The organism is Nitrososphaerota archaeon (genome assembly GCA_029785825.1).
Lineage (GTDB): Archaea > Thermoproteota > Nitrososphaeria > Nitrososphaerales > Gagatemarchaeaceae > UBA183.
The window spans coordinates 1,671,260-1,695,972 of record JAFLYY010000001.1; the positions used below are offsets into that span (position 1 = coordinate 1,671,260).

24 protein-coding genes and 3 tRNA genes are annotated in these 24,713 nt (G+C 56.6%); 9 read left to right on the plus strand and 18 right to left on the minus strand.

Annotation, left to right across the window (positions count from 1 at the left end; genetic code table 11):
* Positions 1 to 2: 2 nt before the first annotated feature.
* Both JRN21_09010 and albA read right to left on the minus strand, forming a co-directional pair.
* The gene (locus JRN21_09010) at positions 3 to 1,367 is read right to left on the minus strand and encodes an aminotransferase class III-fold pyridoxal phosphate-dependent enzyme (GenBank protein ID MDG6989439.1); all 1,365 of its coding nucleotides are present in this window, start codon (positions 1,365 to 1,367) and stop codon (positions 3 to 5) included.
* Positions 1,368 to 1,442: 75 nt separating this feature from the next.
* The gene (gene albA, locus JRN21_09015) at positions 1,443 to 1,727 is read right to left on the minus strand and encodes a DNA-binding protein Alba (GenBank protein MDG6989440.1); all 285 of its coding nucleotides are present in this window, start codon (positions 1,725 to 1,727) and stop codon (positions 1,443 to 1,445) included.
* A gap of 164 nt (positions 1,728 to 1,891) precedes the next feature.
* Between albA and JRN21_09020 the strand changes: the two genes are divergently transcribed.
* Positions 1,892 to 1,997, plus strand: a tRNA-Pro gene (locus JRN21_09020).
* A 122-nt stretch (positions 1,998 to 2,119) separates the two neighbouring features.
* Here the strand turns inward: JRN21_09020 and JRN21_09025 are convergent.
* On the minus strand, positions 2,120 to 3,433 hold the full coding sequence (locus JRN21_09025; GenBank protein ID MDG6989441.1) for an FAD-binding oxidoreductase: 1,314 nt from the start codon (positions 3,431 to 3,433) through the stop codon (positions 2,120 to 2,122).
* Positions 3,434 to 3,488: 55 nt separating this feature from the next.
* Between JRN21_09025 and JRN21_09030 the strand changes: the two genes are divergently transcribed.
* The 3 genes from JRN21_09030 to JRN21_09040 are packed head-to-tail and all read left to right on the plus strand — an operon-like array spanning position 3,489 to position 5,768.
* Complete coding sequence (locus JRN21_09030) at positions 3,489 to 4,247, plus strand: methyltransferase domain-containing protein (protein ID MDG6989442.1); 759 nt, start codon at positions 3,489 to 3,491, stop codon at positions 4,245 to 4,247.
* A gap of 31 nt (positions 4,248 to 4,278) precedes the next feature.
* Positions 4,279 to 5,379: a DNA polymerase IV gene (locus JRN21_09035; GenBank protein ID MDG6989443.1), complete on the plus strand. Its 1,101-nt coding sequence runs from the start codon at positions 4,279 to 4,281 to the stop codon at positions 5,377 to 5,379.
* 5 nt (positions 5,380 to 5,384) lie between these two features.
* The gene (locus JRN21_09040; protein ID MDG6989444.1) at positions 5,385 to 5,768 is read left to right on the plus strand and encodes a hypothetical protein; all 384 of its coding nucleotides are present in this window, start codon (positions 5,385 to 5,387) and stop codon (positions 5,766 to 5,768) included.
* Positions 5,769 to 5,781: 13 nt separating this feature from the next.
* Here the strand turns inward: JRN21_09040 and JRN21_09045 are convergent.
* Positions 5,782 to 5,884: transfer RNA gene (locus tag JRN21_09045), tRNA-Thr, on the minus strand.
* Positions 5,885 to 5,966: 82 nt separating this feature from the next.
* Here JRN21_09045 and JRN21_09050 point away from each other — a divergent pair.
* Complete coding sequence (locus JRN21_09050; GenBank protein MDG6989445.1) at positions 5,967 to 6,770, plus strand: aldo/keto reductase; 804 nt, start codon at positions 5,967 to 5,969, stop codon at positions 6,768 to 6,770.
* A gap of 197 nt (positions 6,771 to 6,967) precedes the next feature.
* Here JRN21_09050 and JRN21_09055 read toward each other — a convergent pair whose 3' ends face one another.
* The 8 genes from JRN21_09055 to JRN21_09090 all read right to left on the minus strand — a co-directional run bounded on the left by JRN21_09055 (position 6,968) and on the right by JRN21_09090 (position 14,652).
* Positions 6,968 to 9,307: a valine--tRNA ligase gene (locus tag JRN21_09055; protein ID MDG6989446.1), complete on the minus strand. Its 2,340-nt coding sequence runs from the start codon at positions 9,305 to 9,307 to the stop codon at positions 6,968 to 6,970.
* Between the two features lie 76 nt (positions 9,308 to 9,383).
* Positions 9,384 to 10,103 (minus strand): 7-cyano-7-deazaguanine synthase, encoded by a 720-nt coding sequence (locus JRN21_09060; GenBank protein MDG6989447.1) that lies wholly within the window; start codon positions 10,101 to 10,103, stop codon positions 9,384 to 9,386.
* Between the two features lie 28 nt (positions 10,104 to 10,131).
* Positions 10,132 to 10,620, minus strand: a complete 489-nt coding sequence (locus tag JRN21_09065; protein ID MDG6989448.1) for a QueT transporter family protein — start codon at positions 10,618 to 10,620, stop codon at positions 10,132 to 10,134.
* Between the two features lie 95 nt (positions 10,621 to 10,715).
* Complete coding sequence (locus JRN21_09070) at positions 10,716 to 11,489, minus strand: aldo/keto reductase (protein ID MDG6989449.1); 774 nt, start codon at positions 11,487 to 11,489, stop codon at positions 10,716 to 10,718.
* A gap of 100 nt (positions 11,490 to 11,589) precedes the next feature.
* Positions 11,590 to 11,868 (minus strand): hypothetical protein, encoded by a 279-nt coding sequence (locus JRN21_09075; protein MDG6989450.1) that lies wholly within the window; start codon positions 11,866 to 11,868, stop codon positions 11,590 to 11,592.
* 69 nt (positions 11,869 to 11,937) lie between these two features.
* Positions 11,938 to 12,915: a DNA primase noncatalytic subunit PriX gene (gene priX / locus JRN21_09080; protein MDG6989451.1), complete on the minus strand. Its 978-nt coding sequence runs from the start codon at positions 12,913 to 12,915 to the stop codon at positions 11,938 to 11,940.
* Between the two features lie 37 nt (positions 12,916 to 12,952).
* Complete coding sequence (gene ychF, locus JRN21_09085) at positions 12,953 to 14,164, minus strand: redox-regulated ATPase YchF (protein ID MDG6989452.1); 1,212 nt, start codon at positions 14,162 to 14,164, stop codon at positions 12,953 to 12,955.
* A 65-nt stretch (positions 14,165 to 14,229) separates the two neighbouring features.
* Positions 14,230 to 14,652, minus strand: a complete 423-nt coding sequence (locus JRN21_09090) for a hypothetical protein (GenBank protein ID MDG6989453.1) — start codon at positions 14,650 to 14,652, stop codon at positions 14,230 to 14,232.
* A 166-nt stretch (positions 14,653 to 14,818) separates the two neighbouring features.
* Between JRN21_09090 and JRN21_09095 the strand changes: the two genes are divergently transcribed.
* Positions 14,819 to 15,865: a hypothetical protein gene (locus JRN21_09095; protein ID MDG6989454.1), complete on the plus strand. Its 1,047-nt coding sequence runs from the start codon at positions 14,819 to 14,821 to the stop codon at positions 15,863 to 15,865.
* On the opposite strand, the gene JRN21_09100 is transcribed toward JRN21_09095, so the two are convergent.
* Positions 15,862 to 17,106 carry a peptide chain release factor aRF-1 gene (locus JRN21_09100; GenBank protein MDG6989455.1) on the minus strand — a complete coding sequence of 415 codons (1,245 nt, stop codon included), beginning with the start codon at positions 17,104 to 17,106 and terminating at the stop codon, positions 15,862 to 15,864. The genes JRN21_09095 and JRN21_09100 overlap by 4 nt on opposite strands.
* Positions 17,107 to 17,238: 132 nt before the next feature.
* Here JRN21_09100 and pyrH point away from each other — a divergent pair, with 132 nt between their 5' ends.
* Together pyrH and JRN21_09110 are read left to right on the plus strand one after the other, a co-directional pair.
* Complete coding sequence (pyrH, locus tag JRN21_09105) at positions 17,239 to 17,904, plus strand: UMP kinase (GenBank protein ID MDG6989456.1); 666 nt, start codon at positions 17,239 to 17,241, stop codon at positions 17,902 to 17,904.
* 21 nt (positions 17,905 to 17,925) lie between these two features.
* On the plus strand, positions 17,926 to 18,903 hold the full coding sequence (locus tag JRN21_09110; protein MDG6989457.1) for a CBS domain-containing protein: 978 nt from the start codon (positions 17,926 to 17,928) through the stop codon (positions 18,901 to 18,903).
* Here JRN21_09110 and JRN21_09115 read toward each other — a convergent pair.
* The 3 genes from JRN21_09115 to JRN21_09125 all read right to left on the minus strand — a co-directional run bounded on the left by JRN21_09115 (position 18,893) and on the right by JRN21_09125 (position 21,695).
* Positions 18,893 to 19,462: an isocitrate lyase/phosphoenolpyruvate mutase family protein gene (locus JRN21_09115; GenBank protein ID MDG6989458.1), complete on the minus strand. Its 570-nt coding sequence runs from the start codon at positions 19,460 to 19,462 to the stop codon at positions 18,893 to 18,895. The genes JRN21_09110 and JRN21_09115 overlap by 11 nt on opposite strands.
* A gap of 144 nt (positions 19,463 to 19,606) precedes the next feature.
* The gene (locus JRN21_09120; GenBank protein ID MDG6989459.1) at positions 19,607 to 19,900 is read right to left on the minus strand and encodes a hypothetical protein; all 294 of its coding nucleotides are present in this window, start codon (positions 19,898 to 19,900) and stop codon (positions 19,607 to 19,609) included.
* Positions 19,901 to 20,462: 562 nt separating this feature from the next.
* Complete coding sequence (locus JRN21_09125; protein ID MDG6989460.1) at positions 20,463 to 21,695, minus strand: EamA family transporter; 1,233 nt, start codon at positions 21,693 to 21,695, stop codon at positions 20,463 to 20,465.
* Positions 21,696 to 22,851: 1,156 nt separating this feature from the next.
* Here JRN21_09125 and JRN21_09130 point away from each other — a divergent pair.
* Entirely contained in the window at positions 22,852 to 23,172 is a 321-nt protein-coding gene (locus JRN21_09130; protein MDG6989461.1) for a hypothetical protein, read from the plus strand.
* A gap of 292 nt (positions 23,173 to 23,464) precedes the next feature.
* Here JRN21_09130 and JRN21_09135 read toward each other — a convergent pair.
* Positions 23,465 to 23,589 (minus strand) — tRNA-Leu (locus JRN21_09135).
* A gap of 33 nt (positions 23,590 to 23,622) precedes the next feature.
* Positions 23,623 to 24,654, minus strand: coding sequence for a phosphate uptake regulator PhoU (locus JRN21_09140; protein ID MDG6989462.1), 1,032 nt, complete (start codon positions 24,652 to 24,654; stop codon positions 23,623 to 23,625).
* Between the last annotated feature and the right edge of the window lie 59 nt (positions 24,655 to 24,713).

The window sequence follows — 24,713 nt, forward strand, 5'->3', positions numbered from 1 at the left end:
GCCTAGGCTTTCGTAGCAGCCGAGTTGACGGCGGCTACGGCCTCTTCCACGATGTCAAGGCCTTCATCCATCACGTCTTCGGCGATATTCAGGGGAGGTACCAGCCGAAGCGTGTTCCGTCCTGCCGTGATGACAAGGACGCCGCGCTGGAAGCAGTAGTCGACAATACGTTTGACCTCGGCTTCACCTCGTGCCTTGCTCTTCTTGTCCTTAACGATCTCCACTCCCAGGAACAACCCCTTCCCTCTCACATCCCCGACGATTTCATATTTCTCCTTCATTTCTAACAGACGTTTCTTTGCCCTCCCACCGACGCGATTCGCATTCTCCATCAGCTTCTCCGACTTCATCACATCGAGGGTAGCCAAGGCCGCCTGGACGGCTACCGGGTTCGCCCCGAACGTAGACGCATGCTGGCCTGGCTTCCAAGTCTCCATAACCTCAGCCCTGGCTATGGTCGCGCTGAGCGGCAGTCCCGACGCTATCCCCTTCGCGATGGTGACCACATCCGGAATGATGCCATAATGTTCTATGCCGAGGAACTTCCCTGTTCTCCCGACACCTGTCTGAATCTCGTCTGAGACGAACAGGACACCCTCCTTACGGAGGAACTCCATCTTCTTGAAGTAGTCAGGGGGGGCTGGTACGTACCCTCCCTCGCCCTGTATCGACTCGAAGAAGTATGCTGCCACATCATCGACATTGACGAACTTCTCTAGATATTGCTCTTTGAAATAGTCAACGCAATAGTAATCGCACTCGGGGAAAGTCTGCTTCCAGGGGCACCGATAACAATACGGGAACGGGAAGTGCACCACGTCAGGGATCAAGGGTAGCGAGCCTTTTCGTTGCATGGGTTTGCTTGCCGTAAGGCTGAGGGCGCCCATGGTCCTACCATGGAATGCTCCCGAATGCGCCAGGAAGAGAGGACGCTTCGTCGCATTCCTGGTCAGCTTCATAGCGGCTTCGATGGCCTCGGCGCCGCTGTTGCCGTAGTAGACCATCTTCCGGCCATCCCCAGGTATGAGGGGGAGGAGTTTCTCCGAGAGCTCAACGAGGTTGCTGTAGTAGAAGTCGGTGTAGGAGAAGTGGATGAACTTCTCAGCCTGGTCCTTGATGGCCTGAACCACCTCCGGGTGGGTCGACCCGGTGCTGAGGACCGCAATACCTGCCGCGAAGTCGATGAATTGGTTCCCATCGACGTCCTTCACTAGTGATCCGTGGGCAGATTCCACGACAAGGGGATAGAACCTTGAGATGGACGGCGACACAAACTTGGCTGTGTTCTTTACCACCAGACTGGCTTTGGGACCCGGGAGCTTCCCTTCGACCCTTGCAAACTTTCTCGACTTCAAAGAAACCAACATTTTTCGCCTGCTTAGTGGGTCTAAAACCCTTTACCCAAATTCCAGCATAAAAGAAGACCCCGGAGTCGAAACTGACTACACAGGGATTGAAAGCTCTATCTCCAGCACGGGGAGGTTGAGCTGTCTCCCATCCCTCGACGTAACACTCTCACCATCGATGGTGATGTTGGAAATCTGGACGTTACTCATGAAGCGCTTCCTCAGCACTTGGGCGACCTCCACTGACATGTTGATGGCTTCTCCCCTGGCTCTGAGGACAACCTGTCTCGCACCGCCGTTGAACATGGTGATGCAGGCAGTCACGTAATTGAGAAGAGGCTTGCTTTGGCCGACGATTACCGTCTTCCTCTCTTCTGACACTAGTCTTCAGGGCCGCGACTCAGCCTATAAATGCTCCCCTGGTTGGTCTTGTTCCGCTCTTTGCCTCAGCAGCACATCGCTGACATCCTACAGACTAGCCCGCCGCGACTATCGACCGAGGCACCACGATAGCATATAAACGGACGTGGAACGGGCCGCAGACAGGGGTCGTCGGCTAGTCTGGTCTAGGCTTCAAGCCTCGGGTAGATTCGGGCTTTTAGCCCGCCTCGAGACCGCTTGAGATCGCTGGTTCAAATCCGGCCGACCCCATCCTAATCACCCGGCAATCCGCCAAGGAAACAATGTGAGTCGAAGCGTAACTCGTAGCTGGCGCAACGCCAATCGATAGAGGAGCATTTCGAGGGGCGCCTTACCTGTTGCCGAAGAACCGATCAGATGATCCAGGCTTCTGGCTCGACGTCTCTCCGCTCGAATCCCAGCTTGGAGGCCTTGTATCTCACGTCGCCATAGAGAGAGGCGTCCCCCTCTTCCCGGTAGACAGAGTCTACCACCCTCCCCAGCGAGTCCCCCTTCATGATACCGCTCCCACTGTCCCCTCCGACAACGATCAGGTTCTGACTCCTGAACACGAACGGGAGACGATCCAACGTGTTGTAGGCATAGAGCCCTGCCCACATCGCCTTGAGCGCGGCCCCCTGAAAGCCAGGAAAGTAGGCAGATAGGACGGGAAGCACGTCATGGCGATAGTACTCCGTTTCCGCTTGGTATTTCTCAAGGTCGTGCGCCGGTACGTCGATGAACTGGCGGTTAATTTCATCCTCACACCCGACCCAAAAGCAGCCTTCTTCGCTAACCGGCTTGAAATGCACCCCAGCCTTCGGAAGGATGATCATGGGCGCCAGGCCAAGAGAGTTGAAACCCTTGGCATGAAACAGTCGCTCCACGTCTGGTCCCTTCGCATGGACGCTGAACAACTGCCTTTTCTTCGCTTTCACATGGCCGTCTATGCCTACCGGTTCCAGCAACTCGTTCAACCACGCACCTCCGGCGAGGACGACCGAGTCGGCAAGAATAGGCGCCTCGGCGCCTGAGATGGCGACCCCGTCGATCTTTGTCTCTTGCCAGACGTGCGGTTCTCCCTCAATCCCTAGCCTCTTGGTCGGACCCACCATCAACGCCCCCACATCCGAGTTGAGGAGGAACTTTCCCCCAGCTTTCGCAAAACCGTCAGCGTAGAACCCTGCGAGCTTCTCCGGGTCGACCCTCCCACACTTTGGGCCGAAGACGGCACCATCGATGCTCGGGAGAGTCATCATCCTTGCATCCTCGTTTGCCCCGAACTGGGTCACCATTCCCGGTAACATGCGTCCAAGGGACTCTCGATCATACTTGGTGGTTTCGACCCCGTTGGATCTCATCCTCTTCAGGAACGGCTCGCTTTTTTCCAACTGTGTCTGGTCCATCAGCCAAAGGTATCCAATCTTCTGCAGACCAACGTCCACTTTGAGCTCCTCCTGTAGGTGGAGATAGAACTCAATGGAACTGTCTGCTAGCACTTGGTTGTCAGAGGAAGAAAACGTGTTCCGAAACATGGAGTTGCTCCTCCCCGTGTTCCCTTGAGCCACCGCGCCAAACCTATCTACGACTACCATCTTCTTGCTCGGATTATTCTTCTGGAGGTGGTAGGCTGAGGCGAGCCCCATTATCCCTGCCCCCACTATGACGACATCATAACGCGTGGGCATCCACGGCTTGGTCTTGGGTTTGTTAAAAAAGCCCTTCGCAGGCGCGGCATGCCTGATGGATGGGAAGGGGCCGACAGAAAGTTTCTTCGGGGTTCACGCCGGAGGCTACACCAAGAGCCAAAGCCATGCCCATGGCGAGGACCTAGCGACACTCGTGGACGCGCTGAAACCTAAGCCAACCGAACTCGTACTGGACGTGGCTACCGGGACCGGGTTCACGGCGATGGCCCTAGCACCCTACGTCAGCCATGTGACAGGAATCGACGTGACCGCCGAGATGTTGGACGAGGCCAGAAAACTGGCCCACAACGGGGGAGTGCTGAATGTCAGCTTCGAACTTGGCGATGCCCAAGCGACCAAGTTCGCCGACTGGACGTACGACATCGTCACAACGCGCAGGGCCGCACATCATTTCCAAGACGTGCCCCGATTCCTCCGGGAAGCTTACAGGGTTCTCAGGCCGAAGGGAAGACTCGGCATCGTGGACATGTCTCCACCTGAAGGAACGGAGGCGTTCTGCAACCAAATCGAGAGGCTCCGGGACGGCAGCCACATCGAAGCCTTCACGCCGAACGCGTGGAAATCGATGGTAGCGGAGGCCGGTTTTCAAACGCAATTTTCCGAAGTCGTTGGAGAGCAGGTGACCTTCGAGCGGTGGCTCTATCCCATCGAACTAGGTGGGAAGGAAGAGGTTGCCGTCCGCACGGCTTGGCGCTCAGCCAGGCAGGAGACAAGACTCCAACTGAACGCCGACTATTCCAACGAGGTCAAAAGCTGGACGAAATCTCGGATTGTCTTGGTAGCGGTGAAATGAGCTGACAGGAACTGGGCCACCCAAGCCGCCCGTGACCCGAGTCATAGGTCACATCGATCTCGACTACTTTTACGCTCAGGTCGAGGAGGTAGAGGACCCCTCGCTCAAGCAGAGACCAGTGATGGTTTGCGTCTTCTCAGGAAGAACCGAAGACAGCGGTGTAGTTGCGACGGCGAACTATAGGGCTAGGGAGTTCGGGGTTCACTCTGCGATGCCAATCGTCCAAGCGAAGAAGAAGCTCGAGGGGAGGGATCCGGCGATAATCAGGATGGATCACGAGAAGTACGAAGTCATCTCGGTTAGGATAATGGACGCGCTGGAGAACATGGTGGACACCCTCGAGCCCACAGGCATCGACGAGGCCTTCTTCGAGCTGACTTCTTCTACCGCCGGCGACTACGCCCAGGCACGGGAGAGGGCCGGAGCCATAAAGAAAGCGATATTCGACGGCGAGCATCTTACTAGCTCTGTGGGACTGGGTCGGAGCAAGGCCGTAGCCAAACTCGGGTCTGATATGTCGAAACCGAACGGACTGACCGTCGTCCTTCCCGAGGATACCGCGAAGTTCCTCGCGCCGATTCCGGCGTCTAAACTCTATGGCGTGGGACCGAAGACGTCCGCATCCCTCGCGGAAATGGGGATTTCGACCGTGGCCGAGCTCGTAACGGCCGAGCCCGCGGAGCTCGAGAAGAGGTTCGGTAGGAAATTCAGGGGCTACCTCCTCGCCGCTGCGACCGGGACAGACGACAGCGAAGTAGTGGAGGGGCTCGAGCCGACCCAGTTCAGTCGGATCGTCACACTGAAGCATGACACCAGGGACCTCAACGAGATTCTCGACCAGTTGTCCAGTGGCATCGACTATGTCCACGAAAAACTCGTCACTACGTCGAAGTCGTTCAAAACCATCACCGCGATAGGCATCCTGACCGACCTGTCTACTAGGACGAAGAGCAGGTCGTTGGAGGTCTCCCTCGACGACCCCACGACTCTGAGGGGTTCCATCCTTTCGCTCTTCGAGGAGCTCGGAAAATCGACAGGAACGGACTTCCGGAGGGTCGGAATACGCGTTTCTGGCCTCTCCACCACAGGGATTCAGGGCTCGCTCAACGAATTCCTCCGCCCAGCCAGATGACACACATGTCTGATCAAAGAGACTCTCTAAGGCGAGGACTCCCCGAACTCGAGGGGTACGGACCGAAACTCGACAGGGCGATAGATGCCGTCCTCTCTGGGAGCATCAAGGAGGCGCGCTTCTTGCCTAGCGGAAGGAAGGTGATAACGGTAGTGGGGAGGCTCGGCGACGAGTTCCTCGACCCAGAGAAGCCATACTGCTCTTGCAGCAACTTCTTCTTCCGCGTGCTGGGCGGGAGCGAAGCGACATGCTACCATCTCTTAGGATACGTGGTGGCCGCGAAAGCCGGGAAGATAGACGTGACCGAGTTCGGCGATGACGAGTATGGGGATTATCTCTCGGCCACAGTCCACGACGTCTTCGAGGTCCTGCGCAGAAGCGGCAGCTAAAAGGGCAGGGAAGAGCCAGCGGCGAGATTCGATCTCGCGACCCCCTGCTCTCTCACATGAGATACAAGGCAGGTGCTGGAGTCGGTTTCCCTCTAACCAGGCTGAGCTACGCTGGCCCGACAGCGCTCGCCCCGAGCTCTCTTTATCATCTTTGTTACCCGCAATACAACTTAAACTACCCGGGTCCTCAAACCCCACATGGAGTATCACAGGCTAGGAAGTACGGGGGAGAAAATATCCACCATAGGGATGGGGACCTGGAGGATAGGCTCCTATGCCACCCCAGACGAGAGGGCGAACCAGGTGAATGCCCTAAAGAGAGGGGTTGAGCTGGGCATAACACACATCGACACCGCCGAGATGTATCACTCGGGACGGTCCGAGGAGGTTGTCGGGGAAGCAGTCAAAGACATCCGCAAGGATGTCTTCATAGCTTCGAAGGTAGCTCCCGGGCACCTCCACCACGACGACGTGATTGCCGCATGTAAAGGGAGCTTGAAGAGGCTTGGGATCAGTTATGTGGACCTGTACATGGTCCATTGGCCCGACTCCAAAGTCCCAATCAAGGAGACGATGTCGGCGATGGAGAAACTCGTGGAGGACGGACTGACCAGGTTCATCGGCGTGAGCAACTTCAGCGTGGCTGAGACCGAAGCGGCAAGGACAGCCCTGTCGAAGAGCGAACTCGTCTCCAACCAAGTCGAGTATTCACTGGCAACCCGCACCGTCGAGGCGGACATGCTCCCTTATTGCTCAAAGGAAAAACTAACGCTCATAGCCTACAGCCCACTCGCCCGGGGGAACATAACAAACTCGATCCCCGAAGCGCTACTCCGGAAGTACAAAATGACTCCCGCACAGGTGATGCTCAACTGGGTCACCCGGAACGAAAACGTCGTGGCGATACCCAAGGCAACCAAGACTGCCCACCTAGAAGAGAACGCGGCGTCGGTGTCAAGGAGGTTTGCACCCAACGAGTACGAACAATTGTCGAAGATATAGGGTCTTATTCTGTTGGCAGCGGGAACAGACATCTGGAACAGCAGTTGTACGCCATCTCCAGGCTGCTTTCAGAGTCGATGTAACCGTCGCACCACACGCAGCGGTTACGGACAAGGACTGCCTGCATGGTAACTAACGCCGCGGCCCTGATATATAAAATACCACAAACGCCGTGCGGCGATTCTACGTTAAGCGAACTATTTCGTAATATGGTGCATCCGCACCAGATCCTTTTCGAATTGCTTCAGGTTCGCGGGGATTTTGGTGGCGATGGAGTCCTTGAGGGCCATCCCCTTGTCCTTCTTCGACTTCCAGACTTGGGCGTTGAACTCGATTATGCTCTGGCTCACCTTCTCGCTCACATCGAACCTCTGAGGTTTGGGGAACCTCTCTAGATGAATGCTCTGGGCTCCGTAGAGCTTCCTCCAGACCGAGTCCGTGATGTACGGGGTGATTGGTGCAACGAGGAGCAGCATGCTCCTAACTACGGTGTGCAAGGTATACCACGCGGCTTCCTGCTCCTCTTTGGTCGCCCCGTCACCATAGGCCCTCCCCTTGGCCATCTCAAGGTAATGCGACGCGAAGACGTTCCAGAGGAACTCTCTCACCTTGGTTGAGACAGTGAACACATCAAAGCGGCCATAGGCCTCGACACAGTCCTCGGTCAGCTTTCCGAGCTCGTTGAGCACCCACTTGTCCGTCCAAGTCAAATCTGCTTTTTCGGGGATGGGGAATGAACTGATGAACCGGCACGTGTTCCAGAGCTTAGTCAGAAACTTCCCCGCCCCCAGAATCCTCTCCTCGCTGAATCTGAAGTCGTATCCGAGGCCTGCTTCCGATGCGCCCCAGAACCTGAAGGCGTCCGCTCCAGATCTAGCCAAGAGGGGTTCCACGTCCAAGAAGTTGCCGAGGCTCTTGCTCATCTTCCTTCCTTGGGAGTCCTGCCCCATACCCCCTATCCAAGCGTGCTCAAACGGCTCTTTTCCTGTAAGTTGGTAGGATTTCAGCAGGCTGTAGTAGAGCCACGTCCTCACGATGTCCTTCCCCTGCATCCTAACGGTGGCGGGAAAGGTCAGGCTGTGGAACCTGCCGCTCTTGAGGCGCTTCGAAATGTACAGTGGCGAGAGGCTCGAATCCATCCAGGTGTCGAACGTCCTAGTCTCACCCACGAACTTCAAGTTCCCACACTTCTTGCACTTCTTGAAGGGTGCCTCGTCTCTCCAGGGCCTATAGTAGACCCCTGGCTTGGGGAGGTGTGGCGTGCCGCACTTGCTACAGTACCAGACAGGTATTTCGGTTGCGTAGTATCTGCGCCTGGAGATAGGATAGTCTGTGGTCAGCACATCTATCCAGTCATAGAGGATCTGGCGATGCATGGCCGGATGGAATTCTATCTTCTTGGCAAGCTTCTTCAGCGCAGGCTTGAACTCTAACTGCTTAAGATAATACTCCTCCATAGGGATTATCTCTATGGGCGTCTTGCTCCGGTCGCAGAGTGGGGTTCTGTGCTGGATTTGCTCCACTTTTGTGGCCACACCCGCATCCTGCAGGTCTTGGATTATCTGAGACCTGGCGTCCTTTATCGAAGTCCCGGTGTACTTGCCCGTCACGGCTGTCATCTTGCCATCCATGTCGACGGCCACGATCTCCTTCAGCTTGAATTCCCTGACGAGCATAACGTCGTTGTAGTCGCCGTAACTGCAGACCATCACCACCCCACTTCCGAATTTGGGGTCCACGCTCTTATGCGCCTTGATGGGAACCTCCCGGTTGTAAATCGGGACGATGGCTGTCTTCCCGACGAATTTCTTGTACCGGGCGTCAGACGGGTTGACCACCAGCATCTGGCAGGCGGCCAGCAGCTCGGGTCTTGTAGTGGCCACCGACAACTCTGCCTTGCCGTCTTTCACCCTGAAGGCGTTAGTGACCAGGAAAGTCGGGAGCTCCTCATATTCAATCTCCGCATCCGCGATGGTCGTGGCGCAGTCGGGGCAATAGTTGTTCGGCCTGTTTGCCACATAAATCAGCCCCTTTTTCCAGAGCTCAATGAAAGACCACTGGGTGAGCTTTCGATATTCCTCCGAGTCCGTCCTATACTTGTTGTAGTAATCCCCGGAAATCCCCAACGTCTTGAGGAGGCCTATCATGTACGCCTCTAGGTCGTCCAGCGCGTGTTTGCAGAGGTTGATGAACTCCTCCCGCGGGGTCTTCCTCATCTGGACTCTGTACTTCCTTTCGGCGAAGATTTCCACCGGGAGGCCGTTCCGGTCGATTCCGATGGGGTAGAGCACGTTCAACCCCCGCATCCGGGCTGACCGCGCAACCATGTCAATCTGGGTGTATTGAGTCAGGGCCCCGGGATGCCATGGCTTCCCGGAAGGATACGGCGGCGGTGTATCCATAATGAAGTTAAGATTCTTATTGTTTGATGGTTTAAATTCAAAAATTCTTTCATATTCCCAAGTTTGCCTCATTTCAGCCTCCAGCTTCGGGTCCCACGAAGTGGCCTCAAGCTTCGCCGAGAACTGTGGCTGCAAACGAATGCAGGCTGTCCTATGAGAGAGTATATGAACTTAGGACAGATCTCTTACGATTCTGATCTGGAACGTCCTTCTACTGGGCGTAGATTGAGGGGTCATTCACCCCCGCATCCTTGAAAGCGAGCTTTCTCCTACGGCAGTTTGAACAACGCCCGCAATGGACAGGGAGTTTTCGCCCCTTTACACTCTTGAAACCATACCCTGCGTAGCAGCTGTAGGTGTACTCCCAAGGGATTCCGAGTTTTTCGCCCAATTCAACCACCCTGTCTTTGTCATAGGAGATCAGCGGTGCAAGCAGCTTGTATCCTCCATGGTGGGTCGCGCGCTCCGCGGCCTGGTTCATCTCTGCCAAGAACTCGGGGGTGTTGTCCTTCATCGCAACCGGAGTCTCCCTGCGGATCCCGATGTAGACGTCATATCGTTCTCCTTTCGAGATGTAGAACGACTCGGCGTGGGAAAGGCCCACGAACAGCAGAATCGCATTGCGGCACGGGTCCCACCACTTCAGGATTCTCTGTCTGGCCTTCTCAGGATCCCACAAATCGGCATCGGCAGTCTCTGCGATTTCCTTTTCCGGGTGAGTCAGAACCGACGTACTGATGTCTCCGAGCCACTGCAGGTCGATCAACTTCAGAGGGACATCGAGCTGTTTGGAAATCTGCTTGATGCAGAACGCCTCATACTCATATGTCCGCTGCTTGTAGTTGGCGAATATCAGGAGCTGGTTCTTCGGCTTCAGCACTTTATTGACGTAGTATGTGGTGGTGACAGAGTCTACTCCGCCTGAAATCATGTTCACCGCGCTCCTATGCTGGCTCAAGCTATGCGCCCACCCTCCGCTGCGGAATCTTAAGCTTAACCAAAGAACGATACAAGATATAGGGAAGTATGAGGTCGCTGATGGTCACTCCCACCAGCAGTAACGGCAAAAGCCCAAGGAAAGTCACTCCGGGCGTCGCGAAGGCTATCAGCCATGCAAGGTAGGTGCCAAGCAGGAGGGCATTGATGGCCAGCCCCACAAAAAAAGACTTCTTGCCGACGACATAGGCGACGGCTAGGAGCGCCGTGGAAACAATTGGGGAGAGAATCACATCGGGAAGTCCGATGGGAGAAAACAGGTAATTCCCGACCGTCACCGCGACGAAGTTGCCCAGCAAGGTCCCGGCGGGCCAGTGCTTCGTCATCCCTTTGAGGACGTTCGCCACCCTGACGTTCAGTTGCAGGAATGAAAGGTATGGGAAGACCACAATCAAAGCCACATACAGCGCGGCATAAACTGCCGCCAGTGATAACTCAGCTGTTCTTTTCACTATCTATCTCCCCCAACACCGGGATTTGTATGGCGGATCGGGTTGAGGTCACTCACCCGCCGTATCCGGCGCGCACCGGGATCAATTTAAGCGATTTATCGGAATTTCTGGTCCAGTTCCGCCCTCTCGCTGTCGGGGAGTTCCCAATCTCCCGCAGCCGCGTTTTCCCTGACATGTTCAGCCCTCGACGCCCGCGGGATAGGGAAAACACTAGGTTTCCCTACGAGCCACTGAAGCGCAACTTGTGCCTTGGTCTTGTTGTGGTTCAAACTGACAGAATCCAGTCTGGAGTCGGGCAAGAGCTTCCCGTGCCCTAGAGGATAGTACGCCAGGAGAGCTATTTTCTGCGCCTCACAATACTGCAGTATGCCCGATTCAACATTTCGGTGAATCAGGCTGTAGTCGAGCTGGACGGCGCTCAACTCCGACTTCGGAAGGGCCGATTGGGCCTCCCTGATCTGGTCCAAGGTGAAGTTGCTGACTCCCACATGCATAAGTTTCCCGTCTTCGATCAGCGTCTCCATCGCCCCCATCGTTTCGGCTAGGGGGACCTTCGGATTGGGCCAGTGGATTTGATACAAGTCAACATACGTCGTCCCCAGCCGTTTGAGGCTCTTATCGAACGCTCTGATCAGAGCGTCCCGGCGGAGGTGGTTTGGCAACACCTTTGTCGCCAGGAAGATGCTTTCTCTCTTTCTGCCTGCAAGGGCCTTCGCGACCAGCTGTTCCGACTGGTATAATTCAGCAGTGTCTACAAGAGTGATGCCTGCGTCCAGCCCGGCCGCAATCGCCTCGACCTTGGCCTGTACGCCTCTCCTCCACCCAAGGAACCCTGTCATAATCCAGAGTGGGTCATAATAGGTACCCATCCCTATAGCCGACACCTTCCTGCCTGTCCCGGCGAACTCCTTCAGCTTCACTTTCCCAACTGCCGCCGCCGCCTACAGATAAAGAAGAAATCGGGCCCGGCTACTTGCCAAGCCCAAGGTTGAGGCCGTGTTTCACGGCCACGCTGGCTCCGCCCGCGCCCGCCGTCCCTACGGTCCCGGTCCCAGCATAGAGGGAGAGGTGTGCTTTCAGCACCTCGTAGGCATGAGAGGCATTTGGCACATGAGCCATGGCCACGTGCAAGCCTGGTGGGACCGTCTGAGCCGCGTGGGCCAGTACGGAGGCGTCACCTGTAGCCGCGGCAGTGCTGGCTGTTGCGGCCAGTCCGCCGAGCAACGCGACGACCAAAGTCGATACCATGTTTCTTCGATGACCGCTGTTCCGCGGCCGAGTTATTCCATCGGTTTTGAAAGGCTGTACAACTGTTTGCTACGTGGATGATCTCGCGTCCTCGGATGCCAGCACCTCCTTTGGGAGGAGCGAATAGAGGTCAGGATGCTCCGCCTTCAGCTTCGAGAAAGTCGGGGGGAAAAGCCCGTTCCGGCGGGCCCGCCGGACGTTGTACTCAACGAACCTCCTCATGGCGCTCGTCTCGCCCGCTACGGCTACGAAAGCCCTGATCTTCTCGATTGCGGCATCGTCGTCGAGCTTCTTGACGTTCACCAAGAATGGGGCGAGGACTAGCCACGTAAGGCGATGCCTCCCGTCGGCCACAGGGTGCGCGAGGAGGTCCTCGACGTAGAGATATCCCTTGTTGGTCCTCGGCCTGGGGGATGGCACATACCGCAGGACCTCGTCCTTCACTTCGCTGAGCTGTTTAGGCAGCGGTGCCCTCCTCAGGTTCCTCACCCCTTCGGCTATGGCCGCCAGCGCGCATCCCGCAAAGAGGTCATTGAGCAGGTTGTCACTTATCATGACCACCCCTCCACCGAGTTCTTGTCTGGCGAGCTTCCACTTGGGTTCCCTGGATAGCCCGTACTTCGAGACCAACGAAAGGTATACCTCAAACGGGACCGAGTAATTCGGCCGGCTGGTTCCGTTCCCTGCCTCAGGGACGACCGCGCCGAAGCACTCCGACATGACCGCGACCTTGTTCCCGGGGCCCTCTTTGACGAAGAACTCCCTGGCGCGCTCTGCCTCCTTCTTGGAAAAACGCGATGTCAGAACGGGGTCTTGGCTGGCGACAAAGGCGGAGGCGAAGAAACTGGAGAACTCAACCAGTTCGGAGATGCTGGGCTCGTACTTGACCCTGCCAAGTGAGCTGAGGAGCCTATGCTGGGCGTGATAGACGACGTCTCGGCTTGCGAGGCTGTCCTCCATCGGGATGAAACCGAAGAACTTCCTCGACTTGGGTGCGAAAGGGTACCTCAACTCAAGGTCAGAGAGGAGGGGGGTCCCGTAGGGCAACCTGTCGTACCAGCCCCCTGGCGGCTTTAAGGCCTCGCTACTCTTGTTTCGCCGTCGACACTATCGAAAGCACGTCCCTGTCTCTGAGGACATAATTTGTGGGGAGGTGCAACCCCGTCCTTACATCTATGGCATAGAGGAGTCCCTTGACCAGGTCGGAGTGTATGTCCCTGGCCAAATCCTCAACCGTGGATCCGCTGGGGAGAAGGTAGACGTCCGGGAGTATCCTCCCATTCTTGTCGGACAGTTTCTGCGGGTCGTGGACGGGATAGACCGCGTTTTCCCTGAGTAGCTTGAAGATGACCGAGTTAAGCGCGAACTGCACCCCTGTCCGCAGATACTCTCCGAAGACCTTGCGCTTGATGTAGGCGAGAGCGGTCCTCTGAGCGTCGTTGAGGTCCTGGGGTCTCAGTATCTCGAACCTTTCCTCTCCTGGGACGTATCTGATCAGCCCCTTGGATTCCGCCCGCCGCAGGGTGAGCTCAGCCTCTCCACTGGTGGGGACGACGATGAGTCCTTTGTACTTCTCTCTGATTTTCTTGAAGTTCTCTGCGGCATAAGGGAGATCCATCTTGTTGGCTATCAGCAGGGTAGGTTTGGAGTATTCCCTCAGGGCCCAGCAGAAGTCCTTGGTCTCACTCTCGCTCCACGAATCGAATGCCTTCTCTTCGATCATCGCCTCTCTCATGGCCGCGATTACGTGTTCCTTCCTCACTCCAATCCCATGCATGACCTCTTCCACGGCCGCTGGTACCCCGTAGCCGGGGGTCTTCGACAACTTCGATATCTTCGGCAGATTCTGGGCGAAGAGCTTGTTGTACCATAGCACCAGCTCCAACTCGACGTCGGCGAAATCAGCCATGGGGTCCCCTGTCCCCGGCTCGCTAATCTTCCCGTCCTTGTCCACGCTCCCGGATGCATCAACGACGTGAAGGAGCGCGTCAGACTGGGCGGCCACGCTGAGGAACTGGTTTCCGAGCCCCTTCCCCATCCAGGCCCCCTTTATCAGGCCCGGAAGGTCCGTCACCTCCACCGGGATAAATCGCCAGCCGTCTTCGCACTTTGAATTGGCTGGGTTGTCCGCCACACCAAACTCCTTATGGACGCAGAGGGTGACGACGCTCGCCACTCCGGTCTCGGGCACCTTCGTGGTGAACGGGTAGTTGGAGACCTCCCCTGCAAGCAACGTCATGGAGTTGAACAGTGTCGTCTTCCCCGCGTTGGTCTTCCCGATCAGCCCTATCCTGATGGGCGTTTATCTCACCTGCCCCAAGGGATGTATCTCCGGATAAAACCGTTTGTGCGGGACCCGAATCACGTAGAAGGAGCCGATAGCCAAGCCCTTACAGCCTCGTACCAGAATACTGCGGCAGCCGCGGCAAGCACTATGGCGAACCATCCCAGCACACGTATCAGCCCGAAGTACGGGACACTGTCGAAGGCCAAGTATCCGGCGAAAACGGTGAAGATCACCGCGTAAAAGACGAATCTGGGCACTATCAGCGTACCGAGTCTCAAGAAGTCCCGCATCACATCCACTCTTACCTCTCCGATGACCTCGTATTCGCCATTGTTCTCTGAGACGAGGCCGAGCTCTTTTAGCTTGTTGAGGTGATACTGGGCAAGAGAGGGGTTAGACATCAGGAGAGCCCTCTGCACCTCCCTTACGCCTACTTTGCGGTTCTTGATGGCGTAGATGTACACTCTCAGAGTGTTGCCTTTGAGTTCGGCGTCCACCACCCCGGGAGCACGCTTCTCAGTGGGCGGGGACTTCGACCCTTGACTCGCTGGCTTACTCAAGTATCGACCCACCAGGAACCTACTTCTATCTCCACGTTCAAAAACGTTGGTTGATAATGCCGTGCCGGGGCATCTCTCACGTGAGCAGCAAGGCGGACCAAGAATGAAACTGAAGACGAAGGCGATGACCTACGGTGTAGCTGGACTGGCCCTGGCGAGTGCAATCATCTTCTCGGGTTCGTCACTGGGGCTCCTGGGCGTCGGCACATCTGGAGTTCTCTCGGTCCTCCTCACGGATCCCCCGTCAGTCCCTCCCGGAGTCACGGCCATCTACATCACCTACTCTAACGTGGCGGTCCACGCCGAAGGCTTCGGCAACTCGGGCTGGATTGCCATGTCTGGCCACGGGACCATCGACACGATGAAGTTGGGTACATTAAACCTGAGCGAGACGATATCGAGCGGCGCGATTCCTTCCTTCGTCTACAACCAGGTGGCTTTCACAATCGCCGGCGCGGCGGTCGAGTTCTATCATCAAAACTATTCCGCCACGGTGACCTCAGGGAGGCTCACAATCCCATTTGTAGGAGGGCTGAGGATTAACTCTTCAAACCCTGCTGCTGCACTCGTCGACATCCAGCCGACCGTCCTCAACCTCGGGGGAAGGTCGAACCCCTCGTTCACTCTCACCGCAGGCGCGAAGGCGCTTCAAGTGCCCTCGAACGAAGTGAGCATGTCAACGAGGGTCGTGGGACACGAGTTCGCTCTAGATGGTCACGGCTGGTTCACCGCCTTCAGAGCGACTCACACGGACAGCCTGAACAGCTCGAGCGCGGTGCTGACTCCCACCTCCCTGTCGCTTCAGCTCATGAACACGGGACAAGACCCGGTAACCTTCCGTACGGTCATGGTGGCGTCCAACACAAACGCCTCTGAGGGCGACGACAGCTACCTGAGCTCAATCGTCAGCAACGTGCTCTTCGTCGTCCAACCCAACGGCTCACTACAGCTACTCACCGGTCCTCCTGGGCAGGTCCAGGCGTCTTTCGAAGGCCCTGGCTTCACCCTCGCCCCAGGAGCGACGCAGGTGCTCTCTTACTCTGGAAGCCTGGCGACCCTCCTCGGAGGGCAGATTGTCTCAGGAGATACCTACTATGTAGTGGTGGTGGGGGCCGGCATCATCAGCGTCCAGGCCGTGGTCGCGTCCTAACTCCTGTAGCGGAGGATCGCAGCTATCCCGCCGAAGCTCTTGAACATGCTCCCTTCTTCCGTCCCCGAAGAGATCACTTCAACTTTCGAGCCCACTTGGAACGCCATCTCCTCGAGCACGTCGACCAGGTCCCGCTCTGTCACATCGTAGTCAGTCGCTCTGCAGTTGGCGCAAGGAGCCGCTGCCATTTCTTGGCGTTCCAGGACCTTCCTAGACGCCTGGACGGTCTGGGTGTTCACCGTGCCACATTTCTTGCAGGTCGCATCGAGCCTGATCATGTCGAGGTCGTCGGAGACCATGACTACTTCGGTGCTGGCCTTCTGAAGTGCATCGATTACTCTTGGGAGCCCGTAGACGGCCAGCCCCCCCTGCCGGTTGACCTCGCCCAGGAACTTCTGGACGAGTCGCTTTTCTTCCACAAGCCTGACGTCCTTCAGGATGTCCGTCGACTTCTCGACCAGCTCTCTGATCCCCTCCCTTCCCGAATAGCCGAGGTCTAGGACCCCCAGAATCTTCTTCTGCAGCTCATAGTGCAGATACCCTCCCTTCAGGAACTCGTCTTTCGTGGGCCCGGGACCGCCAACTATGAGCCCAGTGACCTTGTTGTTGTTCAAGAACGCCTGCGTTGCGTGCTCACCGACTCTGTTGAAGAAGTATGTCAGCTCCATCTCCCTCCCTCTCTCGTAGCGCCTGGCCGACTGACCTCCCTTGCGGGTCTTGCCTGAAATCCCCGAGGTCATAACGTCGATTATCTCGAGGCTTCCTCCGCTCAGTATCCCCATGCCTACATCGCTCGTGTCCAGCGCGAGGAGTCCGTACACCTTGTCCTCCCTGAGCATTTCCTTGAGGTACTCCACCCTGAAATGATCGTCGCAGGCGTAGAGGTATTGGATTACCGGCTTGGGTGGGATGATTTCCCACACGTTAACCACTTCGCTCCCAGGGCCGTTGGTCGGAAGCGCTCCTGCGAAGATTACGAGCCCCGTTTCCGGGGCTGTCCTGTAGAGTTTCAGCCTCTGCATCGTCTTGGTCAGAGCATCTTGGACGTGGTTCCTCGTTGTGTCGGACTTGATGTTGCCAGCGGTCCCCCATTCCTCTCTCAGGTTGGCTATCGCTTCGTGGATGGCCTTCTTCGAAGGGATGTAGAGTGACACCAACTCCGTCCCCCTCCCTTCCTTGCTGCTCAGCTCCGAGATGAGCTTCCTTACCTTGTATAGCCTAACAGAGTCCGTCTTAGACAACGCAGAACTTCCTCTAAGTCAGGCCACGGCGGGCACGTAAACCGAGGGAGTTGGCATTGTAATGACCAAAATCTCCCTTACCCATTTATAAAACCTACCAACCACCAACTACCCCGAAAGGAGGAACAGAAAGTGAAAATCGTGTTGCGGATCGGCGGATCTGTCCTGGGAGCTCCTCCGTCTGCCGGGCTCGTGAACGGCTACTCCGAAGTCGTGTCAGACCTCAACTATGAAGGGAATTACGTGGCAGTGGTAGTCGGGGGCGGAGGGATTGCCCGGGAGTACATCAAGTCGGCGGCCCAGATGGGGCTTTCGCCCTACCAGCAAGACACGGTGGCGATACACGCTTCGAGGCTCAACGCGAGGCTGGTGGCCATGAAGCTCGGGGGGGTGAGCAGCGTCCCCACGTCCATCGATGGAATGCTGCAGCGCTTGGCTCGCAACAGGGTGGCTGTGATGGGGGGGTTGAAACCGGGCATCACCACCGACACAGTAGCGGCCATAGTGGCGGAAAGATGGAGGGCCGACCTCCTTGTCAAAGCGTCAGATCAGAGCGGAATCTACACCGAGGACCCGAGGGTCAACAAGAAGGCGAAGAAGCTCGATAGAATCAACTACGAGAAGGCTAAGCAGATACTCGGGGGCGCGCATCGGCCGGGGATACACAGCATAGTGGACCCGGTGGCGGTTGACCGGCTCCTCGAATCGAGGGTGAAGCTGATAGTACTCAACGGCGCAGAACCCAAGGGGGTCATCAGGGCGGTCCACGGTGAGAGGGTAGGCACCCTGGTGACTTGAAGGAGTGAACAGCCGCCGAAATTGGTAGCGGACATAGTTTACGTCACACTCGCAGCCGCGGTCTTCGTTTCGTTCTGGTCCTCGCTGGTCGAAGCGACATATCTCACCTTGAGGCCCTTCTCGCTGAGCTCGGCCATAGGGGGCAGTTCGTCAGGGCCGGCTAAGGCGCTCGCCATAGCGAACGAAAAGACGAAACTAGTGAGTGTCACCACCTTCACAGACACCATTTCGAGCGTAGTGCTCGCGACCACGATGGGCCTGATTCTCTCCGGCTATTTCGGCCCCGTCGGGTGGGTGTACAGCACGATAGGAGGCTCTTTCGTCATCATGGTGCTGCTCTATCTGTTGCCGAAAGCGATAGGCATCGAAAACGCACTGAAGATGTCAGTCGTCCTCGCTCCTACCACAAAGGTGGTGGTCGACACGCTGTCTCCGTTTGCCGTCCCCCTGACAAAGGTTGCCCGTAAGCTGTCAGAGAAGCTCGTCGGAATGCCCGGTTACAGAGAAGTGGACCTGGCCGACGAGTTCGAGGATGTCGTCACCATGCTGGAGAAGGCGGGGCACATAGAACCGAACTCGGGGAGGCTCCTGCGGACTGCTCTGGCTTCGTCGAGGAGAACCGACGCCGTCGACGCAATGACGCCCGAGAAGGAGATCATCTCCATCCCGAAAAGCGCCACGGTCTTCGACGCGCTCAAAGCCATGAGCGAGACGCAACATCCGCGCATGCCCGTCTTCGACAATGACAGGAACGAGTACATAGGTGCCGTGACCTTCAGGACCATCTCGAAGGCGATATCCCGGGACCTGATCGATTCGAACATCAGAGACTACATCATCCAGCCGGCCCACGTTCTGAAGGACGACGCCCTCGCGACGGTGATTGAGAAGATGCAGGACGCCGGAACGACCATCGCCTTCGTCTATGACAGAGACGAGACGATAGGGATGATTACCCTGTCCGACATACTCGAACGCCTGCTCGGCGTTAAGGTCTAACGGGATTCCTCGGGACCGCTAGCGAGTTGAGTTCGTCGAAGTCTATCGCGCCTTCTGTCAGCGTGTCATAGGTCCCTTTTTCGAGCACTTCCCGGGACGCCTGTTTCACGAGCCCCATGGCGGCATAGGACGCTGTGGGGCCGAAGCTCACCCTGGCGACTCCGAGCTTTCTGAGCTCAGGCACAGGAGGGAGCCCTTTGGCACCATGGATGTAATCTTCGATGTTTATCCCGACCGCACCAGCTTCAACCACGGCCCTCGCGCTCTTGGCCACTTCCTCAGGGTTGTCCCCGAACCCCCCCACCAGGTCGGCGCTCAAGGGGACGGTGAGGACACCCGAGATTCTTCTTATGGCGGCGACGAAGTCGCCGCGCGGAATCCCTTCGGCGTCTGGATGGCCCAACGAGACGAGCATCCCGGCACTCGAAGTCGCAACTACCGGAAACCCTTCATTTTCGAAGACCCACGAGCTGGGCACGTCGCACGCGTTGGGAAGCACGAGCACGTCCTTCCTGTCATGAAGCCCGCGGAACGCCTCGGCTTTCTCGGCCTGGTCCATCTCACGAGGGTGACGGCAGGCGTCCTAAACCGTTCTGATGGACTCGATGGGTCGCCGTCGTCGAGGATACGTGCACCTTCCCATGCTCGGCCAGCTTCTCCTCAGAGTCGAATTCGGCTCCGCAGGTCGCGCCTGACCTCCCAATCAACCATCGAATGTCCCGGGAGAGACAAGCCTCACTTCAGGCTTGCAGGCCTTGCACCTCTTCGCCTCGAACTCACGCGCCGCCGTGGCGACACTATCGACCCAGAAGTAACTTCCCTGCTTGCGTCCTTTTATGACGACCTTATCATTGAACCTGTCGGTCGTGATGCACTTGGCGTTGACCTTGTGCACGAGGGGGTCGCGCGCAGAGTCAGTTATGACGATGTATCCTTCATCTGCGAGCCTGACCTTCCGGAGCTCGTCGACGCTCTCTATCTCCTTCGATTGGACCATGCCTAGTTCCTAACGGCACCCATTGAAATAGCTGTCTCGGTTATTGGATCTAGCGGGATAGGGGAACGCGTCTACCCCACAATGGACAAAGCGGACGGGATGCTTACTCCCCGCTACGACTACAAAACATCATCGCTTACAGTTCTTAGTGGCTCTCCCGAGAGGCACGCACCACTCCTCATTTCTGCTTCGCATCAAACGCGGCGGAAATCGCTTTCGCCACCAACCCCTGTCCCTAACCAGGAAGACCACCTTCTTGTGCGTCTCGCTGTCTAACGTTACCGCGACATACTCGTCGTGGTCGTGCTCCTCGAAGGCTTGTCTCTTGGCAGAACCCGCGACAGGAAACGATGACGCCCTCGACGACTTTCGGTAAGCCCGCCCACATCCACCGCTAGACCATTAATGGGCCGGCGTTGGCTGAAGTTCTTAAGATGTGGAGGAGTGTCGAGCGCATATCACACTGCACGATGACTCTGCATATAGTATTATGCGAGGACAATGGGAATGGACACGGGGCTACGCGACTGTGGACCTATGTCCGAGTCCATACCCACTTGTCCTAGTCGGCTATTAAATCGGCCAACTCCCCGAAGAACTTCTCGCATTCGTCGAAACTCCCGACCTTCATTAGCACCAAGTCGTCAGGATTGACATGCAAGATATCCCCCACGAAGTTGGTCTCCCCTGCAATTCGCCCATTGTCACCCATGAAGAAGTTGGAGTAGGTGCCATTTCTTACTCTCCTCTCGGCCTCAGCCTTGTTCTTGCTTGGTATCTTGACTGCCATCACTCTGCCGCCCGACCCGAGCGAGCTTGCAATCACCCCTTCTTTCGTGTTGGCAAAGGCCCCGCTCACATCCACCACATAGAAACTTCCGAGCTTCGAAGGGTACTTCGGGAGATATGTGCCGCCAATCCTGTCGCGACTCTGAATAACAAGCCCGACCGTTACAAGGATGGCGATGAGCACATAGTAGGGCTGCACCACCTCGCCGAGGAGGATGTTTGCTAGGAGCAAGCTAATGAAAGGCGAAGAGAAATAGACGTTGGTTACTACCGTTGTCTTGAGCAGCCTGAAGGCGTAGAAGTACATGAAGAATCCGACGATGTTGTCTGCTGAGATGAAGAGGATGACTCCGATGTCGGCGAGGCTGAGCGCCCTGAACTGGGCACCCATGCTGAGAAACGCGACGGCGAAGACCACGAAGAGGGCGACATTGAATATCAGTAACTCGCTCGAAAGGTCAAAGACATATCTTTTCATCAGTAGTGACGACAATGCGTACGCAAACGCCGCAAGGAGAAGGAGGAGTATGATAGGAAGGTCTGGAGCGCCAAAAAACCCGAGGGGGTTTCCACCCGTGAGTGCCACGAATATGCCGAAGAACGCAAGGGCAAGGGCGACAACCTGATTTCTGGTGAGCCTCTCTCGTAGTAGTGTAGGAATCAAGGCCAGCATAAGCAAAGGCGAAGTCCTGAAGACCACTGTGGCGAGCGCGGCCGTCACATAGTGTTCGGCATAGAGTACCACCACCTCGAACGGCAGGTAGACAAGCAGTCCGACGAAAGCTACGAGGGCCAGTCTCCTGGGTTGTGTGAAGTAGGATGCCGCCTCCTTCCGCTTTCCTGCAACTAGGGTGGTTGTCGCTGCGACGACGATGCCAAGGAGATATGTGAGGAAGAAGAACTCGACAAGGTTCGCTTCCTTCGCCCATGATAGGACCACCGGCACCAGGGCTCCGGTGAACAGCGAAGTCACAAGGCAGAAGTAGCCGACCGTCTTGATTCTCAATCGGCGGGCCCGCGCTGGACGTGAGGTCCTCTTAAGGGCAGAGGCAGGTAGAGCAGACGCTCCCATGTTTGCATCAGCAATGGGATACTTCCGTCACGACGTTCGCCAAAGCGAGGGGCTTGTACCTTGCCATCTCCACACCTGTTCATTGTCCTCTTCGTGCAGTCTACGAACGAATGCTCTTCAGGACTGTTGTTGTGCTCATCCCCATGACCATCCAGCCGGCCCAACCCGAAGGTCTCAGGGGTCATGTCTCAACATCAGAACCTTCCCCCTATACTGGACGAAGAAGCAACTTGGAACCTGAAGCGCCCTCATGATCGGGTCCACGTCGTGGTTGCCTCATGAAGAATCTCCCGCCATTCTCGCTTACCGGGAGGATGCCACTCGGTGTATCTACAAGGGCTGTCACACACCTTAGCTTCTTGACCAAGCGCTATAGCCAAGTGACGGCGTGATAAAAGAGACCCAGACGATTCGACGGGGGTTGGCCGATGCGATTCATCCAATCACACACAATCCTTCGTCCATGAAAGCATCCCCATCAAGTTAGGGGGTCCGCCATACACAAAATCTTCCGGCCCCGTCGATTTCCGGGTAAACAACGGGGCGATTTCTGGCTTATTTCGGTCAGGAGACCCTCAAATTGAGCTGGAAATGGGGATGCGGGGGGTGGGATTCGAACAAGCCTACCCCCGACAGTGGACATGATTGATGGGGATTAGCCCGCTCCTACATACATTCAACACTCTGCGTATAGAGCAGAATCGGGTCCACTCCGAGCCTGTCTGACGGGCCAAACGGGCTCCGTTGTCGCCGGACCCTGGAGACGTCAGGTGATGGGATTGCAGTCACGGCGCCTATCGATCACAATTCCCACGAAGGCATCTATCACAATTCCGGGTCCCGTCCTTAATCAGTATCCACCCGGTCTGCCTTCCGACCCTCTTCACTTTGCTCACCGATAGACCTGGCAATCAGGAGGCGTTCGCACTCATCAAGGTAGGATTGATGCTGGGTTATCTTCAGTTCATTTGAGATAAGCTCCTCAGGAGCCGCTACAAGTAACCGAACTACGCGAGCGCTTGAACCGGCGGTTTTCAACCCTTAAATCCAAAGGTCGCACATGGTTTGATGAGAAATGTTCGTCGAAATCATGAACATCATCGCAGGACTAGTCTTGGCTGCGGGCATCGTCACAAGCCTGCCTGCCGTGGGACCAAGCATCGGAAAGGTCGCGAAATGGCTAGGCGGCTTTCAGACAATCATCGGAATCATAGCCATCATCGTCGGAATCCTGTACTTCGGACTACAAGGGATCGTGGCCATAGTTGCTGGACTGATACTGGCTCTTGGAATCCTGCCGAGCATACCAGCCGTGGGGAAGAGCCTCGAAAAGCTCGCGAAGTGGCTAGGTAGATTCCAAACAATCATCGGCATCATAGCACTCGTCATCGGCATCTGGGGACTAGTCTAGCCTGCACTCGAGGAGCTCTAGGCGGGAGCCCCTCGAATCCCATCTTTGTGATGGTCGAATCGGTCCTGCCGTCGAGAGGTTCATCTGCGCGGCTGCGGGGAGTTCATTTCGCGATTCCTCTCACGCGAGGTCAGGAACATGAAGAACCGAAGTCACCATGAAGAGGCCAGTCTCCTTTCATATGCGTGCGCCCTCTCCGTCTCTCACACGCGCACACGTGGGCACAAACAGACAGGCATGAAGCCACGAACTAACGGAATCGAACGCAACGGCAAAGAAAAGAGAGGGATATTGGTGCGGGGGGTGGGATTCGAACCCACGAACCCCTGAGGGACGGGATGCCCCATCCGAAGCGAGGCCGGATCTTGAGTCGGGCTATCGTGTCCCGCACATTTAGCCAAGCTTTGTTACCCCCGCGCCGGTGGCGCTCCGCAGGGTTCCGATAAAGAGTCACTGCTGGACGGCCGCGACCCTGCTCGTCTTCCTCAACAGGCGGTGCGAGGAAATCTCGATTATGATGTTGCAGTACCTCGCCAGCTGACCGAAGTAAGACACCAGGACCCTGGTGTACCCCAACCCTCCAGTGGCCAGCATCTCCTCGGTCACCTGCTTCTCTAGCTGCATCGCCTCCTCAACAAGGGCTGACGACTCTCCGATGAGCTTGATGTCAGCGGTCAGAAAACTCTCTATCGTGGTGTTGAAAGCCTCCCGGGTCTTTCTAGCCAACCTCTGGAGGCTTGCGACCACCTTGGGATTCATCTTCGTCCCCAGCCCCCGGAGCCTCACCAACTCCTCTGCGACGTCCTGTATTATCCCCCCGATTTCATCCAAGGTTTTTGCCGATACCCTGTCCCCAGACGCATGGAGAGGCGATTCGATGCCTATCTCCGAGGCCAGTTCTCTCCTGTTGAGCGCGACCAGAAGCTGCCTCAATATCAGCCAGTAGAGCTCCTCTATCTCTTCCTGTGCCCTTCCCACCTCATTGAGTTTTCCGGTCTGCCTCAGGTCCAGGCTGTCCATAACATGGTCCAGGCTCTGGGACACCAATATCTGGAGCCGCTTGATTAGATAGTCCACCGGGAATCTCGTGGGGTCGATGAGGCTCTGCGAGACGATGCGCTTGTCGTCTGATTCGACGACCTCCAGCCCTCTGAGGCGCCTGACGGTCTCAACGACTCTGTCTGCCGTCTTCTGTCCTAGGGGTTCCTTCCCAACCACCTCAATGGTGTCGAATCCCAACGCGTACGCGCCGACGACCAGCTTTGCTAGCATTTCGTCGCCTCCTGCTTGTTCCACCCTGATGACGGCCCTTGTTGCCTCTTTGCCGCGCCCGGCTGGGATCAACCTCAACGTTCCGTCGACTTCCTCCCGGAACAGGATGCTGTCGCCCAGCTTCAGGCCCATCCGTCGTGCATAGTCTTTAGGGATAGACACCGAGAACGAGAAATCGCCAACTCTCTGGACCTTCCTGAGCTCGTCCATCTGCAAATACTAACTACTAGTAAGTATCTTAAATACTATACTCTTAAACAGCCAACTCG